This window comes from Mesorhizobium sp. LNHC229A00, assembly GCF_000502415.1.
Lineage (GTDB): Bacteria > Pseudomonadota > Alphaproteobacteria > Rhizobiales > Rhizobiaceae > Mesorhizobium.
In genome coordinates this window covers 669,794-686,639 of sequence record NZ_AYWQ01000006.1, presented here as the reverse complement: position 1 = coordinate 686,639, position 16,846 = coordinate 669,794, and the positions used below count along the sequence as shown (strand labels likewise).

The following is a 16,846-nucleotide window of genomic DNA, read 5'->3' as shown; positions in this document are numbered from 1 at the left end:
CTGCAGTGGACGGCCGGCGCGGACTTCGATACATCGCCGCCCGACGCGGTCAGCCTGCCCAACACCGCGGTGCTTGCCATCAAGACCGGCGGCAAGAACCGGGCTGACCGACGGCCAGCACTATGGCGCCGTCAAGGTGACGGTAACCGACGCCACGGTACCGAACACCGAGAACTGTGATGACGCGCCGCCCAAGGCTGCTTCACGGGACATCTCCGTCACCTACCACTGGGACCCCAAGGCGTCCCACTACGCCGCCGATTCCGACGCTCTCGATAAATTGGCAGCAGAGAACGAGAAACGCTTCTGAACCAACCGCATTCGTTTGCCCGGCCGCAAACAGCGCGGTAGCATCCGCCCNGCGTCCCACTACGCCGCCGATTCCGACGCTCTCGAGAAATTGGCAGCAGAGAACGAGAAACGCTTCTGAACCAACCGCATTCGTTTGCCCGGCCGCAAACAGCGCGGTAGCATCCGCCCCAACATTCGATATGGGGGAGCCTTCATGGACAAGGGCAAGATTTTTCGCGACCTGCATGCCTCGACCTTCGTCATGCCCAATCCCTGGGATCCGGGCACGACGAAGCTGCTCGGCTCCTTCGGCTTCAAGGCACTGGCCACCACCAGCGCCGGCTTTGCCTTTTCGCGCGGCCTGCCGGATGGGGCCGTGACCTTCGACCAGATGATCCATCATTGCCGCGAGGTGACGGCCGCGACCGACTTGCCGGTCTCGGCCGATCTCGAGAAAGGCAAGGGGGACAGCGCCGAGCAGGCCGCCGAAACCATTTTCGCGGCGGAGGCGGCCGGGCTTGCCGGCTGCTCGATCGAGGACCACACCGGCGATCCTGAAAAGCCCATCTACGAGTTTTCGCACGCGGTCGAGCGCGTCGCCGCAGCGGTCGAGGCGGCGGGGGCGCTGAAGCGCGACTTTGTCTTCACGGCGCGAGCCGAGAATTTCCTCTGGGGCAAGTCCGATCTCGACGACACGATCAAGCGGCTGCAGGCGTTCGAAAAGGCCGGCGCCGACGTGCTCTATGCACCTGGTATCGGCGACGTCGACATGGTCCGGACGCTTTGCTCGGCGGTCGGCAAGCCGGTCAATGTCATGGCAAGGCCCGGCTTCACCATCGCCGACCTCGCCATGGCCGGTGCCAGGCGGATTTCGCTTGGGCCATGGCTGACCAATTTCGCCTACGGCATGCTGGAGACGGCAGCACGCGAGATCCAGCAGGACGGCACGTTCGGCTTCACCCGCGCCGCCATGCCGTTCGGCAAGCTGCAGGCGCTGTTCGGCAAATCCCAGGGCTAGGATGGGTTCGGCCGCATGAACCTTACTGTTGTCGACATGCATACGGGTGGCGAGCCGCTACGGATCGTCACGGGGGGTTATCCCACTATCCCCAAGGGCACCATTCTTGAGAAGCGCGTCTATGTGCGGGGCCATCTCGACCATTTGCGCAAGCTGCTGATCTTCGAGCCTCGCGGCCACTACGACATGTATGGCGCTTTGCTGGTCGAGCCCGATTTGCCCGGCGCCGACCTCGCGGTGCTGTTCATGCATAATGAGGGCTATTCGACCATGTGCGGCCACGCCATCGTCGCCCTCGGCCGCTACGCCGTCGATGAAGGGCTGGTAGCGAAGCAGGAGCCATTCACCACCGTGAACATCGAGGCGCCGTGCGGCCTGGTCGTCGCCTCGGTCGCAGTCAGCGATGGCAAAGCCGGCGCGGTGTCGTTCGAGAGCGTGCCGGCCTTCCTATTTGCCGCCAACCAACAGATAGATCTGTCTGGTTATGGCAAGATCGGTTTCGATATCGCCTATGGAGGGGCTTTTTACGCGCTGGCCGACTGTCATCAATTCGGCTTGGAGTTCGGCCGCGACCGCGTGCGGGACTTCGTCGATGCGGCCACCACGCTGACGAACCGGCTGAAGGCCGAGTTTCCGCTGTCGCATCCCGATCATGATGACCTCGCCTTCCTCTATGGCACCATCCTGACCGATGGAAAGGACGCCTTTTCCGGAGAGGCCACCAGGAATATCTGCGTCTTCGCCGAGGCGGAGGTCGACCGCTCGCCAACTGGTTCCGGCGTCACCGCCCGGCTGGCGGCAATGCATGCCAAGGGCGAGATCGCCGTCGGGCAGACGCGAACGTTCGAGAGCATCGCCGGCTCGCGCTTTTCCGGGCAGGTGGCGCGAACAGCGCGAGCCGGCGCGCATGAAGCGGTCGTCGCCCGCGTCTGCGGCCGTGCTTATTATTCCGGACGAGCCGAATTCATTGTCGAACCGGACGACGAGTTGGGGCGCGGATTTCTACTACGTTGAAGAGATTTAGCGCCGCGAGGCGTGTGCGACTTCCCGTGCCGAGATCGCCTTGTGCAGGTGCACCATCATGGCGGCGGCGAAGAGCGGCGTCAGCAGGTTGAGCAGCGGCACGGCGAGGAAGGCCGCGACAACGAGCCCGGAGAGAAACACCGTACCGGCATACTGCCTGCGCAGGGCTCTGGCCTCTTCTTCCCCGCGAAACCGCATGGCTGCGAACTCGAAGAATTCGCGCCCGAGCAAATAGCCGTTGACGATGAAGAAGGCGGCGATGTTGATGCCCGGCACCAGCAGAAGCAGCAGCGCCACGACGTTGCCCAGGATGACGACGCCGAAGAATTTTATCGCCAGCACCAGCGAGCGCAGTGCCGGCATGGCGCGTCCGGCCGGGTCACCGGGATAATCGGTGCGCTCGACGACTTCAGCGACATCGTCGAGGAACAGGCCGGCGATCACCGCCGTGACCGGTGCGATCAGAAGCGCCATGCCGAAGGCCAGCGCGATGGCCGCGACGATGCCGCCCAACCAGCCGGCCCAGGACGGCATGCCGGGCAACAGCGTCTGCAGCCACGGCAGGGCCAGCCATTCAATCAGGCTGGTCAGGCCGAACCACAGGGCGACCAGCGCCAGCAGGGTCAGCCCGAGCGTCTTGATGAACACGGCGCGAAACGGAGGCGAGAGCAGTTCCAGGGCCGCGGTGCGGGCAGCGTCGAAAATCACCGTGCTTCACCCCAGGTCAGCGGACACATCCACAAGGCAGGACGCCTTCGAGATAGGCGGTGCGGCCCCCGAGCACAAGCGCGGGCGGTTGCTTGCCTTCGTCTGCTCCCAGATCTGCCTATCCAGCTAAGGCCGGCTTGCGAACCGGCATGGTCATGGCCGCCACGCCGGCAACGACAAACCCCATGCCGAGCCAGGCCGTGGGACCCAGGCTTTCACCGAGGAAGACGGCGCCGATGCCGACGCCGATCGGCACCCGCAGATAGGCCTGAGACGTAGTGCCGACCGAACCCAGCGTGTGGATCAGACGGAAATAGATGACGAAAGCCAGTGCCGTCGAAAACACCGACAGGCCGAGCAGGGCAAGGATGGAAGCCGCCGAAGGCGCCAGGGTCCATGGCTGGTCGACCGCCAGGCTGAGCGGTACCAGCATGATGGCGCCGCACAGCATCGAACCGGCGGCGGGAAGCATCGGATCTAGGCTCTTGAAACCACGGCCGAAGATGGCGGCACCCGCATAGCACACGGTTGCCGCGACGATGGCGATCTGTGCCCAGAGCTGGTGGCCGATGCCGCCAAGGGCCTGCGTGCCGACGATGAGGCAGATGCCGGCGATGCCGGCGCCGACGCCGACCAGCTTGCGCGCGGTCACCGGCTCATGACGGGTGATGAGCGCCGTCAGCAGGAAGGTGAATATCGGCGAGGTGGCATTGAGGATGGTGGCAAGGCCGGCGTCGACCGAACGCTCGGCTGCGGCGATCAGCGTGAACGGGACGACGCTGTTGAGGCAGGCCTGGAAGGCGAAGCGGCGCCAGCTTGCCGCATCGCCCGGCATGGCAAGCCCGCGCCAGCGGATGATGGCGAACAGGATGGCGCCGGCGATCAGGGTGCGGGCCGCGATGAAGGTGATGGGCGGGATGGTCTCTACGCCGATCTTGATGAAGGTGTAGGAGGCCCCCCAAAGTACCGCCAGCACGCCAAGCAATGCCAAGTCGGTGGTCGTGTCGTTTTTGGCAGGCATGGGCTCGCGCCTTCGGACCGTGATCGAACAGGCGCAGATGTAGGCGACATCGCGACGAAATGTTTCGGCCACGGACGAATTGTCGTAGCGCCTGGCTGGTGCGGCAAGGACAGAAATCGGTTGCCAGTTTTCAGGATCATGCTGTAGACCCGCGCGGGCATGGCAAGAAGCCGGCCCGGGTTTTTGGCGGAGACATTGATGCCGGATTATGACGTGCTTTGCATCGGCAATGNCAGCGCGCCGAATTGCTCTACAGCCGCATGGGCCCGGCGATCGAGGCCTCCGGCGGCAGCGCCGGCAACACGGCGGCAGGTGTTGCCTCCTTCGGCGGACGCGCCGCCTTCTTCGGCAAGGTCTCCAACGATGCGCTGGGCGAAATCTACGCGCACGACATCCACGCGCAGGGTGTCGCCTTCGACACCAGGCCGCTCCAGGGCGAGCCACCGACGGCGCGCTCGATGATCTTCGTCACCCCCGATGGCGAGCGCTCGATGAACACCTATCTCGGCGCCTGCGTCGAACTCGGGCCGGAAGATGTCGAAGCCGACAAGGCGTCCGGCGCCAAGGTGACCTATTTCGAGGGTTATCTGTGGGATCCGCCCCGCGCCAAGGAAGCCATCCGGCAGACGGCGAAACTGGCGCACGCGGCCGGTCGCGAAGTATCGATGACTTTGTCGGATTCGTTCTGCGTCGACCGTTACCGCGACGAGTTCCTCGACCTGATGCGTTCGGGCACGGTCGATATCGTTTTTGCCAACAGCCACGAGATCAAGTCGCTTTACCAGACGCCATCGTTCGAGGAAGCGCTTGCGCAGATACGCAAGGATTGCAGGATCGCGGCGGTTACCCGCTCCGAAAAGGGCTCGGTTATCGTGCGTGGCGACGAGACAGTGGTCATCCAGGCGACCGCCATCAAGGAACTGGTCGACACGACGGGCGCCGGCGATCTCTACGCCGCCGGCTTCCTGCATGGCTACACACAGGGGCGCGACCTCCAGACCTGCGGCGATCTTGGCTCACTGGCGGCCGGATTGGTAATCCAACAGATAGGCCCTAGGCCACGGCAGAATCTGCGCAAAGAGGCCGAGTGGGCGGGGTTGTTGTAACAACGCCTTTCTCTTCGCCCCCTTGTGGGGTAAGGCAAGCGCAGACCGCTTCCGACCGTCGCGCAGCTGTCACATACCGCTCCTACACGAAATGCGAGCGTGCCGTGACTGACATTTCGACATGCTAATCGGGTGTGAAGCAATGCAGGACAGCAACCTGTCGGGTCGCTACATCTGTTGCCGTCGCACTTTCCACTTTCCGCCGTAACCGTTCAACAACCGGCCGCGGCCGAGGGAGGAGAGCGCGCGGCCCAGAAAACAGATGCATGACAAGATTTCAGATTAAGACGACATTTCAGACCAAGACGACCGGCATCAAGCAAGACGATTTCGCCGACATGGTAGCGGAAAAGGTCGAGCGTGCGCTTGCCCACTATGACGAAGCCATCAACGGCCCCACAATGGTCTCGGTCGGCAAGATCGCCGGCAGCATAGCGTCCGCCGTCACCCAGCTGTCGCCCAAGCACCAGCGCGCCATCGACGCCATCCATGCCGACCTTCCGGGTCTGGCCCAGAAATTCGTGCGGGCGCTGGCGGCGGAAGCCGCGCGCCGCGGCGAAGCCGGCACCGCTGGCGCGAAGAACCTGTCCTCGGCCCTTTTGGCCGGCGCCGACACCCCGCTCCCGCTTCCCCATTCCGACAACCTCGAATCGATGCTGATCGAGGACTGGGCCGGCCGCGTCGCCGGCTCGACCTATCTGGAAGAGAACCTGCGCATCGCCCGCTCCACCTTGCACCGCTGGCAGAGGCGCGGCGACGTCATCGCTCTGCGCAAGGGCGGCCGCAAGCACGTCTTCCCGCTGGCGCAGTTCGTCGATGGTAGGCCGGTCGCGGGCATAAGCGACGTGCTGGAGCTGATCGGCAATCCGAGACTCGCATGGCTGTGGCTGAGCCGCCCTGCGGCACAGCTCGACGGCCGCATTCCGATCGACCTGATGCGGCAGGACCAGGCGGAGGAAGTCGTGGAGGCGGCGCGGGCGTTCGCACCGGGGTGAAGTCGGCGCGGTGTCAGCCCTTTCGTTCCGCGAGCAGGCCGAGATAGTGCTGCAGCACCGCCGCCCCGGCAAGCGACGTGATATCGGCGTGGTCATAGGCGGGCGCCACCTCGACAACGTCGGCGCCAACAATGTCGAGCGAACCGAGCCGGCGCAGGATCATCAGCGCCTCGCGAGAGGACAAGCCGCCCGCGACCGGAGTGCCCGTGCCAGGAGCATAGGCCGGATCGAGGCAATCGATGTCGAAGGTCAGATAGGTCCTGGCATCGCCAACACGGGCCTTGATGCGCTCCACGACACCCATGACACCAAGCTCGGCGACATCCTCACCGTAAAGGATCTCCAGACCGAGGGTTTCGGGAGCATGCGTGCGGATGCCGACCTGGATGGACCGGTCCGGCCTGACGATGCCTTCGCGAACGGCCCTTGCGACAAACGAGCCATGGTCGATGCGCCTGTCCTCGTCGTACCAGGTGTCCTGATGGGCATCGAACTGGACCATCGCCATGGGGCCGTATTTTTTCGCGTGGGCCCGAAGCAGCGGCCATGTCACATAATGGTCGCCGCCAATGGAAAGCAGCGTCACGCCGGCATCGACGACCTCGCTCGCTTGCGCCTCGATCTGCCGCGGCGTGTCGTCATGCCTGCCGAAATCGAGCCCGCAATCGCCGTAGTCGACGACCGCCAGCCTTTCGAACGGATCGGTCTGGAAAGGATATTGCGGATCGCCCTCGAGGATGGCTGAAGCACGCCGCACGCCTTGCGGCCCGAAACGGGCGCCCGGACGGTTGGAGACGGCGGCATCAAAGGGAATTCCCCAGATGGCGACGTCGACGCCGGCGAGATCGCGGCTCAGCCGGCGTCGCATGAAGGAGAGCACGCCGCTGTAGACCGGCTCGTGCGAGCCGCCATGGATATGCTTGCCGAAGACGGCATCGTCGGTTTCGCGGGCACGAGGAAGGGGCTGCAACATTTGCCGAGGTCCATTTCTGGGGAATGAGGGGTGACAGATACGGCTCAGTTCGTGCCGGTGACGAAGCTCGTCCAGAGGCGGGTGACCAGACGCAGCGATTTCGGGTCGCGCGGCTGGGCAGCGAACAGCCGCTTCAGCATGTCTTTCGAGAAATAGATGTTCGGGTTGTCGCGCACGGTTTCATCGACCAAAGGAGTCGCTGCCTGCACGGCATTGGGGTAGAGCGTCGCGTTGGTGAAGCGGACGCTGACTTGCGGTGCCATCAGGAAATTCATCAGGGCATGCGCATTTTCGGGATGCGGCGCATCGACCGGCACGGTCATCACGTCGAAGAATATCTCCGTACCTTCCCTAGGTACGGAATAGCGCACGTCGACGCCGTTCTTGGAGTCCGCCGCCTTGGCGTTGGCGCCGATCGCGTCGCCGCTCCAGCCGAGCGCCAGGCAGAGGTCGCCCGCTGCCAGTTCGCTCATGATCGACCCGGATTTCAAATGCCTGATGTAAGGCTTGATGGCAGCCAGCAATGCGCCGGCTTTGCGCAGCTCGGCCTCGTCGGTGGAGAACGGATCGAAGCCGAGATAGTTGAGCGCCACCGACATCACGCCTTCTGGCGAATCGACCATGGCGATGCCGCAATCCTGGAATTTGGCCGCGATCTCCGGCTTGAAGATCATGTCGAGGCTGTCAACCGGCGCGTCCTTCATCCGCGCGGCGACCTTGGCCGGGTTATACATGATGCCCGTGGTGCCATAGGCGTAGGGGAGCGCGTAGACATTGCCTGGATCCTGCCTGGCGAGGAATGCCATGATGTCAGGGTTGAGGCCGCCGGCATTGGGGATTTTGGCCTTGTCGAGTTTCTGAATGGCGCCGGCCTCGGCATATTGTCCGACCAACGCCGCGCCCGGCATGATGATGTCGTAGCCCGAGCCTCCGGTCAGCGCCTTGGTCGTCAGCATGTCGACGGAATCGAAAGTGTCGTAAACCACCTTGATACCGGTCTGTTTTTCAAATTCCGTGATCGTGTCGGCTGGCACGTAGTCGTACCAGAAGAAGATGTTGACGATCTTGTCCTCGGCCGCGGCTGCACCGCAAAGCGAGGCGGCGGAGAGGCAAAGCATCGAAGCGGCAAGCAGGGCGAGACTGCGCATGGGGCGGCTTTCCAGCAGAAGGGCTATGGCCACAAACTGACGGACGCGGCATTTTCAGACAAACGGCTTTTCGGCCCGAGTCAGTTGACAAAAATTCACCTGATGCTGTCTCATCACCCCATGAAGCTCCCCTCACTGAATGCCATCAGGGCTTTCGAAGCGGCGGCACGGCTGCGCAGCTTCAAGGAAGCGGCGGACGAACTCCGGCTCACCCCTTCGGCGGTAAGCCGCCACATCCGGCTGCTGGAACAGGCGCTGGGCCTCGACCTGTTCGAGCGCGGCTTCCGGCAAGTGGCGCTGACGCCGAAGGCGACACACTACGCCCGCCGGCTGTCGGCGGCTTTCCGCGAAATCGAGAATGCGACCGAGGAAACCGGCGAACAGGCAATAGGCCGCAAGGCCAGACGCGCTTCGTTGTCGATCAACGCCACCTTCATGAACCTCTGGCTCGCCGATCGCTTGCCACGCTTCCGCGACCGGCATCCCAACTGCGAACTCGATATCTCGATTCATGACGACGAGAACCGGGGCGGCAACCCGAGCGCCGATCTGCTGGTGCTGTTCACCGTTGAGACCGGCGATCCCTCGCTCCTTCCGCTCGTCTCGCTCGTCATCTTTCCGGTGTGCTCGCCCGCTTTCCTCGACAAAACGAATGCACCACGAAAACCCGCCGATCTCGCAAGCTGCCGGCTGCTGCATGAAAACACCACGGTGTGGTGGGAGGAGTGGTTCGAGAAGGAGGGGCTCGCCGGATTGGACGCGAAACCTGGCCCGATCTTCCACGACCCGGCGCTTGCCGTCCGTGAGGCCGTCAATGGCGGCGGCGTTGCGCTGGCCGACAACATCATGGTCGAGGACCTGCTGGCCAGCGGCCAGCTGGTCGCGCCCTTCACGATCCGCCACGCAATTCCACAGAGCTACTGCCTGCGGCAGAAGCCCGGCAACCGCAATTCAATCAGCGTCAGGCTGTTTCGGGATTGGCTGCTATCTGAGATCGCCAGCCACAAGCAGGTGATGCGGCTGGCGTGAGGCGTCCAACACGAAGGAAAGCCCCTCAAGCCCCCGCCGTATAGGCGGCGATCGCCGCCATGTTCACGATATCGCTGTCCTTGGCATTCAGCGACACGATCTGCACCGGCTTGTTCAGACCGACCAGCAGCGGGCCGATGACGGTCGAGCCGCCGAGTTCCTGCAGCATCTTGGTCGAGATCGAGGCCGAGNGGCGATCGCCGCCATGTTCACGATATCGCTGTCCTTGGCATTCAGCGACACGATCTGCACCGGCTTGTTCAGGCCGACCAGCAGCGGGCCGATGACGGTCGAGCCGCCGAGTTCCTGCAGCATCTTGGTCGAGATCGAGGCCGAGTGGAAAGCCGGCATGATCAGGACGTTGGCCGGACCGGTCAGCCTTATGAACGGGTATTGCGCCATGGCGCGGGCGTTGAGCGCGACGTCGGCGGCCATCTCGCCGTCATATTCGAAGTCGACGCGCCGCTTGTCGAGGATGCGCACGGCTTCCTGGACACGCTCGGAACGTTCGCCCTGTGGATGGCCGAAGGTGGAATAAGCAAGCATCGCGAGCCTTGGCTCGTAGCCCATGCGGCGAGCGAAGCCCGCCGCCTCCTCGGCGATGTCGGCGATCTGCTCGGCGTTGGGCATGTCGTGCACCGCGGTGTCGGCGACCAGCACGGTCTTGCCGCGCGCGAGCACGATCGAGACGCCGATGACGCGGTGGCCGGGCTTGGCGTCGATGACGCGCCTGATGTCGTCAAGCGCGGTCGAATAGTTGCGGGTCACGCCGGTGACGATGCCGTCGGCGTCGCCCAGCGCCACCATGCAGGCGGCGAAATGGTTGCGGTCGTTGTTGATCAGCCGCTGGCAGTCGCGGAACAGGAAGCCTTTGCGCTGCATGCGTTCGTAGAGATAGTCGGTGTAGATCGAATTGCGGCGCGACAGGCGCGCATTGATGATCTCGATGCCTTGCTTGTTCAGGTCGATGCCGGCGTGCCTGGCGTTCTCCTTGATGACGTCGTCGCGACCGAGCAGGATGGCGGTGCCGAGCCGCTGGTTCACGTAGGAGACAGCGGCGCGCATCACCTGCTCCTCCTCGCCCTCGGCGAAGACGATGCGCTTGGGCTGGCGGCGCACGCGGTCGTAGATGCGCTGCAGGGTCGAGGCGATCGGGTCGCGGCGGGCGGAAAGCTCCTGCGCGTAACGGTCGAGATCGAGGATCGGCTTGCGCGCGACCCCCGAGTCCATTGCCGCCTTGGCCACGGCGATCGGAATGGCCGAGATCAGGCGCGGGTCGAACGGCACCGGAATGATGTAGTTGGGGCCGAATTTCGGCCGATTGCCCTGATAGGCCGCGGCGACATCGTCGGGCACGTCCTGGCGCGCCAGTTCTGCCAGCGCGCGGGCGGCGGCGACCTTCATGTCGTCATTGATGGTGGTGGCCCTGACATCCAGCGCGCCGCGAAAGATGTAGGGAAAGCCGAGCACGTTGTTGACCTGATTGGCGTAATCCGACCGCCCGGTGGCCATGATGGCGTCGGTGCGGATCTCGGCGACTTCCTCCGGGGTGATCTCGGGATCGGGATTGGCCATGGCGAAGATGATCGGGTTCTTGGCCATCGACTGCACCATGGCGGTGGTCAGTGCCCCCTTGGCGGAAAGGCCGAGGAAGACGTCGGCGCCGTCGAGCGCTTCGGCCAGGGAACGCGCCTCCGTCTTGACCGCATGCGCCGACTTCCACTGGTTCATGCCTTCGGTGCGGCCCTGGAAGACCACGCCCTTGGTGTCGCACAAGATGATGTTTTCGGGCGAAAAACCCATCGCCTTCATCAACTCGATACAGGCGATGCCGGCGGCACCCGCGCCATTGCAGACCATCTTCGTGGTCTTCATGTCGCGGCCGGTAATCTCCAGCGCGTTGATCAGGCCGGCGGCCGAGATGATGGCGGTGCCGTGCTGGTCGTCATGGAAGACCGGAATGTCCATCAGCTCGCGCAGGCGCTGCTCGATGATGAAGCACTCCGGCGCCTTGATGTCCTCCAGGTTGATGCCGCCGAAGGAAGGACCGAGGAAGCGCACGCAGTTGATGAACTCGTCGGCATCCTCGGTGTCGACCTCGAGGTCGATGGAATCGACATCGGCGAAGCGCTTGAACAGCACCGCCTTGCCTTCCATCACCGGCTTTGAGGCCAGCGCGCCGAGATTGCCGAGGCCAAGAATGGCGGTGCCGTTTGAGATGACGGCGACCATGTTGCCGCGCGTCGTGTAGTCGAAGGCTTTGGATGGATCCTCGGCGATGGCTCGCACCGGCACGGCGACGCCCGGCGAATAGGCGAGGCTGAGATCGCGTTGCGTCATCATCGGTTTGGTGGCGACGATCTCCAGCTTGCCGGGTCGGCCCATGGCGTGGAATTCGAGCGCTTCCTGCGCGCTGACGGACGGACCGTTGTTCTCGGTTTTCCTGGCCATGATGCTTTTGATTTCCTCGCCGATGAAGCACCTCCTTGAAACGGGTGCCTGTGTGCTTGCGAATTAAGACCACGGGCCCCCGCGTGTAAACCACGAAGCTGGGCAAGGCTGCTTCAAAGCGGACACGGCTGGTCAGAAGCCTTTCCGCGCCGTTCCAAATGTCGTGATTTCGTGCGCATGCTGGCGGGCCGTTGCCCAGCGCCGCAAGAGACCAATTTCGGGAAACGGCCATTGCGATAGCGGCGGCTGGCTGCTTCCCATCCTCTTCAACAGTTCCGACAGGAACACTGTGAGTTCCTGTCGTTGAGCCCGCACCTTGGCCAGCGTGCGGTTGCGAATCTCCTCGCGGGGAATGGCGCGATCGCGCAGCGTCTCGACCGCGCGCCGGATCGCCGCCGGATCGGGCTCGGCGATGATGCAATAGTCCGGATCGAAAAAGACGTCCCGGCCGCCAAGACTGGGCGTGCTCACCACCGGCAACCCCGCCATCAGATATTCCATGCTGGAGCGCATCGCTCCTTCCGCCGCCGACAGACAGAGGCCAACCGAAGCCTGGTTGTAGATGCGGTTGATCTCCTGCGGCGGCAGCAAGCCAGCCAGACCATCGATGATCGGGTTGGCGATGCGATGCAGCGGCGATTGCGCCTGCAAGCGGCGGATGAAGGCACGGTTGCCGGCCCGCGGCAACTCGCCGATCGAAAAGGTGATGTGGGCCAGCCTTTCGATATCGAAGGCGAGGTGGTGGCGCTTGGTGTGCGAGATGCGAGCATTATAGACCGCGTCGAACTCGACGGGGACATCCGGCAAGGGTCGGAAGATGTCCTCGTTGATCATCAGATTGTGGTTGGAGAAGATCGCGGTTCCTCCAACAGCGGTGACCAGACGGCGCTCTTCCTCGGTGTTGCAGAGAAAAATCAACTCATGAGCTGGAAACCGCTCGCGGTGCCAGGCGAGGTCCCTGCCGAGCTTTGGGATGAGACGCGGCCGCTCGAGTGTCCAGTTAGGCATCATCAGGAAGGCGGCGCGGCGCGAGGCCAGGCGACGGCCGATTGCCACGACCGAGTTGAGGGGGCGCTCGCCGCCGATCGGCGTGTAGATCATCAGCGGATCATGACTGATGACATGGACAGCTACCCGGATGCCTCCGTCGAAACCGGAGAAAGGGCCGGTAGTCGGAAGGATGAAAGGAAGCCTATTGGCCGCCAGCTGCTTCAGATTGCCTACCCTTTGGCCGGCCTGGCGAGCAGCATTGAGCCAGAAGCGCTCGAATGGCGAGTCGATCGGTCCCACCATCTCCTCGAACGTTTCGTGCCCGTCTTTGTCCATGAAGCCCCGCCCTTATACCCAAAGACGACAGATATTTGGGATCGCCGCGTCGGGCAATGCAGCCGAATAGCCATTCCGGGGAGACAGCTCGCGGTCTTCCCCTGCTTTTCGATGGCCTGGCATTAAACCCCGCCATCACATCTGCTAGCGTGCCGCGCCATGAACATGCACAGCCCGAACGAGCCCGACGCCGCCCCCGAGGCGATGACGCCGCCGCAGCCCGGCGTTGCCACCGTCACGCCGATGATGGAGCAGTTCATCGAGATCAAGGCGGCTAACCCGGATTCGCTGCTGTTCTACCGCATGGGCGATTTCTACGAGCTGTTCTTCGACGATGCCGAGAAGGCGAGCCGGGCGCTGGGCATCGTGCTCACCAAACGCGGCAAGCATCAGGGCCACGACATTCCAATGTGCGGCGTGCCGGTGCATGCGGCCGACGACTATTTGCAGAAGCTGATCGGCCAGGGCTTCCGCGTTGCCGTCTGCGAGCAGATCGAGGATCCGGCCGAGGCAAGGAAACGCGGCTCCAAATCGGTCGTGCGCCGCGACGTGGTGCGGCTGGTGACGCCGGGCACCATCACCGAGGACAAATTGCTGGCGCCGTCGGAATCGAGTTTTCTGATGGCGTTGGGTCGGGTGAAGGGCGGCAGCGAGCACAGCTTTGCAATTGCCTGGATCGACATCTCGACCGGTGCCTTCCGCGTCGCCGAGACCACCGGCGACCGGCTGCTGGCCGACATCTTCCGTGTCGATCCGCGCGAGCTCATCGTCGCCGAGCCGGTGTTTCATGATCCCGACCTGAAGCCGGTGTTCGACGTGCTCGGCCGTGTCGCCAGCCCACAGCCGCCGAGCCTGTTCGATTCGGCCTCGGCCACGGGACGGATCGCGCGTTTCTTCGAGGTGGCGACACCGGACAGTTTCGGCACGTTTTCGCGCGCCGAACTGTCGGCCATCTCGGGCGCCATCGCCTATGTCGAGAAGACGCAAAAGGCCGAGCGGCCGCCGCTGTCGAGGCCCGAGCGCGAGGAGCAGGGCTCGACCCTGTTCATCGATCCGGCGACGCGCGGTAATCTCGAACTGTTGCGTACGCTGTCCGGCAGCCGCGAGGGTTCGTTGTTCAAGGCGATCGACCGCACGGTGACCGGTGGGGGCGCACGGTTGCTCGCCGACCGGCTGATGGCGCCGCTGACCGACCCAGCGGCCATCGGCGCGCGACTGGACTCCGTCTCGTTCTTCCGCTCCGAGGTCAGGCTTTGCCAGGCGGTGCGGATGAGCCTGAAGAGCGTCGCCGACATGCCTCGCGCCTTGTCCAGGCTGGCGCTCAACCGGGGCGGGCCACGCGATCTCGGCGCGTTGCGCGCCGGCTTCGAGGCGGCAGGCGCCATCGCCGAAACCTTTGCCGCGACCGCCTTGCCTTGGGAACTGGCCGGCGCAATGGCGGCGATTAACGCGCTGCCCAAGGCGCTTGCCCAGCATCTCACCCAGGCGCTCGGCGAGGAACTGCCGCTGCTCAAACGAGACGGCGGCTTCGTTCGCGGCGGCTATCACCCGGAACTCGACGAGATGCGGGCGTTGCGCGACGAGTCACGAAAAGTGATCGCCGGACTAGAGCGCTCGTTGATCGAGGAGACCTGCATCCGCTCCCTGAAGATCCGGCACAACAATGTGCTCGGTTACTATATCGAGGTGACGGCCAATCATCATGCCGTCATGACTGGCAGCGATGGCGCCAAGGCGCGCTTCATTCACCGCCAGACCATGGCCAACGCCATGCGTTTCACCACGACCGAACTCGCCGAACTCGAGACCAAGATCGCCAATGCCGCCGACCGGGCACTGAGCTTCGAACTGGCCGCCTTCGATGCGCTGACGGCGGAGGCGGTCGGCGCGGCCGAGGCGATCCGCGCCGGCGCCGACGCGCTTGCCGTGCTCGACGTGTCGGCGGCGCTTGCGCTTCTGTCGGAAAGCGAGGCCTGGTGCCGGCCGGTGGTGGATTCCAGCCTTGCCTTCGAGATTTCTGGCGGGCGGCATCCAGTGGTCGAACAGGCGCTGCGCCGTTCGGGCGAAGGCCCGTTCGTCGCCAATGATTGCGACCTCTCGCCGGAGGGCAATGCCAAGAACGGCGCGATCTGGCTGCTGACCGGTCCCAACATGGGTGGCAAGTCGACGTTCCTGCGGCAGAACGCGCTGATCGCCATCCTGGCTCAGACCGGCTCCTTCGTGCCTGCGGCGTCTGCCCATATCGGCGTCGTCGACCGGCTGTTCTCACGTGTCGGCGCCTCGGACGACCTGGCGCGCGGCCGCTCGACCTTCATGGTCGAGATGGTGGAGACGGCGGCGATCCTCAACCAAGCCGGCGAACGGGCGCTGGTGATCCTCGACGAGATCGGCCGCGGCACCGCCACCTTCGATGGGCTGTCGATTGCCTGGGCGGCGGTGGAGTATCTGCACGAGAAGAACCGCTGCCGGGCGATCTTCGCCACCCATTTCCACGAAATGACGTCGCTCGCGGGAAAGCTGGCGCGGCTTTCCAATGTCACCATGCGGGTCAAGGAGTGGGAAGGCGACGTCGTTTTCCTGCACGAGGTCGGCAAGGGTGCCGCCGACCGCTCCTACGGCGTCCAGGTGGCGCGGCTCGCCGGCCTGCCGGAAGCGGTGGTCGACCGCGCTAAGGCGGTGCTGCACCAGCTGGAGGAAGGCGAGGTCTCCGGCAAGACCAACCGGCTGGTCGATGACCTACCGTTGTTTTCGGTGGCGATGAAACGGGAAGCGCCAAAGCCGGTGAAGAGCGACGCGCTGGGCGTCGCGCTCGGCGACATCAATCCCGACGAGATGACCCCCAAGGAAGCGCTGGAGGCGCTTTACCGGCTGAAGGGGCTGACGGGGAAATAATCAGATCATCTCCAGCCCGCGTTTTCCCGTCGGCGGCGGGAAGGCACGGTCAAGATCGGCGAGGTCACCGGACGTAAGCTTGATGTCCAGCGCGGCAAAGTTCTGGCGGACGTGCTCCTGGCTGCTGGCCTTGGGAATGGCGATAACGCCGTCCTGATGCATCAGCCAGGCCAAGGCGATTTGTGCAGAGGTCGCATTGTGGCGGGCGGCGATGGCGTCAAGCCTGCTGTTGCGCGCCAAGGCACCCTGCTCCACCGGCGAATAGGCCATCAACGGGATACCTCGCTCTCGGCTCCAGGGTACCAGATCGAACTCGGGGCCGCGCCGCGACAGATTGTAAAGCACCTGATTGGTCTGGACATTGCCGCCGGCGCCGAGCCCGGTCAGTTCCTCCATCTCGTCGGTGTCGAAATTGCTGACGCCCCAGTGGCGGATCTTGCCGGCCTTCTTCAACGCCTCGAAGGCCTCGACCGTCTCGGCCAACGGCACGCTGCCCGGCCAGTGCAGGAGATAGAGATCGATGCGATCGGTGCGCAAGCGCTTCAGGCTTTTCTCGCAAGCCGCCGGCACGCCGGCTCGCGAGGCGTTGGACGGCAGCACCTTGGAGACGAGAAAGAGTTCTTCGCGCCGGCCTGCAATGGCTTCGGCCACCACCTCCTCGGCGCCGCCGCTGGCATACATTTCGGCGGTGTCGATCAGCGTCATGCCGAGGTCCAGCCCAAGCTTCAAGGCATTGACCTCCCCGGCTCGACGGCGGGCATCCTCACCCATTTTCCAAGTGCCCTGTCCCAGCACCTGGACGGCTTCGCCCGAAGGCAGCTTGGTGGTTCTTGTCGTCGTGGGCATGGGGACTCCTGGGTAAGCG

At 64.1% G+C, this 16,846-nt stretch carries 13 protein-coding genes and 2 pseudogenes; 7 read left to right on the top strand and 8 right to left on the bottom strand.

The features are described 5' to 3' along the window. The first annotated feature begins 73 nt into the window (after positions 1-73). The 3 genes from X742_RS1000000172455 (at position 74) to X742_RS154180 (ending at position 2,323) form a co-directional block, all read left to right on the top strand. Positions 74-310, top strand: a complete 237-nt coding sequence (locus X742_RS1000000172455) for a hypothetical protein (RefSeq protein WP_245275547.1) — start codon at positions 74-76, stop codon at positions 308-310. Between the two features lie 195 nt (positions 311-505). Further along, on the top strand, positions 506-1,309 hold the full coding sequence (locus X742_RS154175; RefSeq protein ID WP_023772535.1) for an oxaloacetate decarboxylase: 804 nt from the start codon (positions 506-508) through the stop codon (positions 1,307-1,309). Positions 1,310-1,324: 15 nt separating this feature from the next. Then, positions 1,325-2,323 (top strand): proline racemase family protein, encoded by a 999-nt coding sequence (locus X742_RS154180; protein ID WP_023772534.1) that lies wholly within the window; start codon positions 1,325-1,327, stop codon positions 2,321-2,323. Positions 2,324-2,329: 6 nt separating this feature from the next. Here the strand turns inward: X742_RS154180 and X742_RS154185 are convergent, their stop codons facing one another. After that, complete coding sequence (locus tag X742_RS154185; RefSeq protein ID WP_023772533.1) at positions 2,330-3,040, bottom strand: sulfate transporter family protein; 711 nt, start codon at positions 3,038-3,040, stop codon at positions 2,330-2,332. A gap of 118 nt (positions 3,041-3,158) precedes the next feature. Next, positions 3,159-4,061 (bottom strand): EamA family transporter, encoded by a 903-nt coding sequence (locus X742_RS154190; protein ID WP_023772532.1) that lies wholly within the window; start codon positions 4,059-4,061, stop codon positions 3,159-3,161. 198 nt (positions 4,062-4,259) lie between these two features. On the opposite strand from X742_RS154190, the pseudogene X742_RS154195 reads away from it, so the two are divergent. Together X742_RS154195 and X742_RS154200 are read left to right on the top strand one after the other, a co-directional pair. Beyond that, positions 4,260-5,167 (top strand): annotated as a pseudogene (locus X742_RS154195) (adenosine kinase). A 266-nt stretch (positions 5,168-5,433) separates the two neighbouring features. After that, positions 5,434-6,162, top strand: a complete 729-nt coding sequence (locus tag X742_RS154200; RefSeq protein WP_023772530.1) for an antitoxin Xre/MbcA/ParS toxin-binding domain-containing protein — start codon at positions 5,434-5,436, stop codon at positions 6,160-6,162. A 13-nt stretch (positions 6,163-6,175) separates the two neighbouring features. Here the strand turns inward: X742_RS154200 and speB are convergent, their stop codons facing one another. Both speB and X742_RS154210 read right to left on the bottom strand, forming a co-directional pair. Next, the gene (gene speB / locus X742_RS154205; protein ID WP_023772529.1) at positions 6,176-7,135 is read right to left on the bottom strand and encodes an agmatinase; all 960 of its coding nucleotides are present in this window, start codon (positions 7,133-7,135) and stop codon (positions 6,176-6,178) included. Between the two features lie 44 nt (positions 7,136-7,179). Then, on the bottom strand, positions 7,180-8,283 hold the full coding sequence (locus X742_RS154210; protein ID WP_023772528.1) for a polyamine ABC transporter substrate-binding protein: 1,104 nt from the start codon (positions 8,281-8,283) through the stop codon (positions 7,180-7,182). 120 nt (positions 8,284-8,403) lie between these two features. Between X742_RS154210 and X742_RS154215 the strand changes: the two genes are divergently transcribed. Beyond that, a complete protein-coding gene (locus X742_RS154215) occupies positions 8,404-9,312 on the top strand; it encodes a LysR substrate-binding domain-containing protein (RefSeq protein ID WP_023772527.1) in 909 nt (302 codons plus the stop codon). A 25-nt stretch (positions 9,313-9,337) separates the two neighbouring features. On the opposite strand, the gene X742_RS1000000176530 is transcribed toward X742_RS154215, so the two are convergent. The 3 genes and pseudogenes from X742_RS1000000176530 to X742_RS154225 all read right to left on the bottom strand — a co-directional run bounded on the left by X742_RS1000000176530 (position 9,338) and on the right by X742_RS154225 (position 13,089). Beyond that, entirely contained in the window at positions 9,338-9,481 is a 144-nt protein-coding gene (locus X742_RS1000000176530; protein ID WP_023772526.1) for a phosphate acyltransferase, read from the bottom strand. Positions 9,482-9,504: 23 nt separating this feature from the next. Further along, positions 9,505-11,763: pseudogene (locus X742_RS154220) on the bottom strand (NADP-dependent malic enzyme); the annotation flags it as partial. A 132-nt stretch (positions 11,764-11,895) separates the two neighbouring features. Further along, positions 11,896-13,089 carry a glycosyltransferase gene (locus tag X742_RS154225; protein WP_023772524.1) on the bottom strand — a complete coding sequence of 398 codons (1,194 nt, stop codon included), beginning with the start codon at positions 13,087-13,089 and terminating at the stop codon, positions 11,896-11,898. Between the two features lie 159 nt (positions 13,090-13,248). Between X742_RS154225 and mutS the strand changes: the two genes are divergently transcribed. Next, complete coding sequence (gene mutS / locus X742_RS154230; protein ID WP_023772523.1) at positions 13,249-15,981, top strand: DNA mismatch repair protein MutS; 2,733 nt, start codon at positions 13,249-13,251, stop codon at positions 15,979-15,981. Here the strand turns inward: mutS and X742_RS154235 are convergent, their stop codons facing one another. After that, entirely contained in the window at positions 15,982-16,827 is an 846-nt protein-coding gene (locus tag X742_RS154235) for an aldo/keto reductase (RefSeq protein WP_023772522.1), read from the bottom strand. Positions 16,828-16,846: the final 19 nt, after the last annotated feature.

Bases quoted from the DNA above. Each gene is read 5' to 3' on its own strand.
- X742_RS154235 (WP_023772522.1), bottom strand. From the start codon at position 16,827: ATGCCCACGACGACAAGAACCACCAAGCTGCCTTCGGGCGAAGCCGTC.
- X742_RS154200 (WP_023772530.1), top strand. From the start codon at position 5,434: ATGACAAGATTTCAGATTAAGACGACATTTCAGACCAAGACGACCGGC.
- speB (WP_023772529.1), bottom strand. From the start codon at position 7,135: ATGTTGCAGCCCCTTCCTCGTGCCCGCGAAACCGACGATGCCGTCTTC.
- X742_RS154180 (WP_023772534.1), top strand. From the start codon at position 1,325: ATGAACCTTACTGTTGTCGACATGCATACGGGTGGCGAGCCGCTACGG.
- mutS (WP_023772523.1), top strand. From the start codon at position 13,249: ATGAACATGCACAGCCCGAACGAGCCCGACGCCGCCCCCGAGGCGATG.
- X742_RS154225 (WP_023772524.1), bottom strand. From the start codon at position 13,089: ATGGACAAAGACGGGCACGAAACGTTCGAGGAGATGGTGGGACCGATC.
- X742_RS154190 (WP_023772532.1), bottom strand. From the start codon at position 4,061: ATGCCTGCCAAAAACGACACGACCACCGACTTGGCATTGCTTGGCGTG.
- X742_RS1000000176530 (WP_023772526.1), bottom strand. From the start codon at position 9,481: ATGCTGCAGGAACTCGGCGGCTCGACCGTCATCGGCCCGCTGCTGGTC.
- X742_RS154215 (WP_023772527.1), top strand. From the start codon at position 8,404: ATGAAGCTCCCCTCACTGAATGCCATCAGGGCTTTCGAAGCGGCGGCA.
- X742_RS154210 (WP_023772528.1), bottom strand. From the start codon at position 8,283: ATGCGCAGTCTCGCCCTGCTTGCCGCTTCGATGCTTTGCCTCTCCGCC.
- X742_RS154175 (WP_023772535.1), top strand. From the start codon at position 506: ATGGACAAGGGCAAGATTTTTCGCGACCTGCATGCCTCGACCTTCGTC.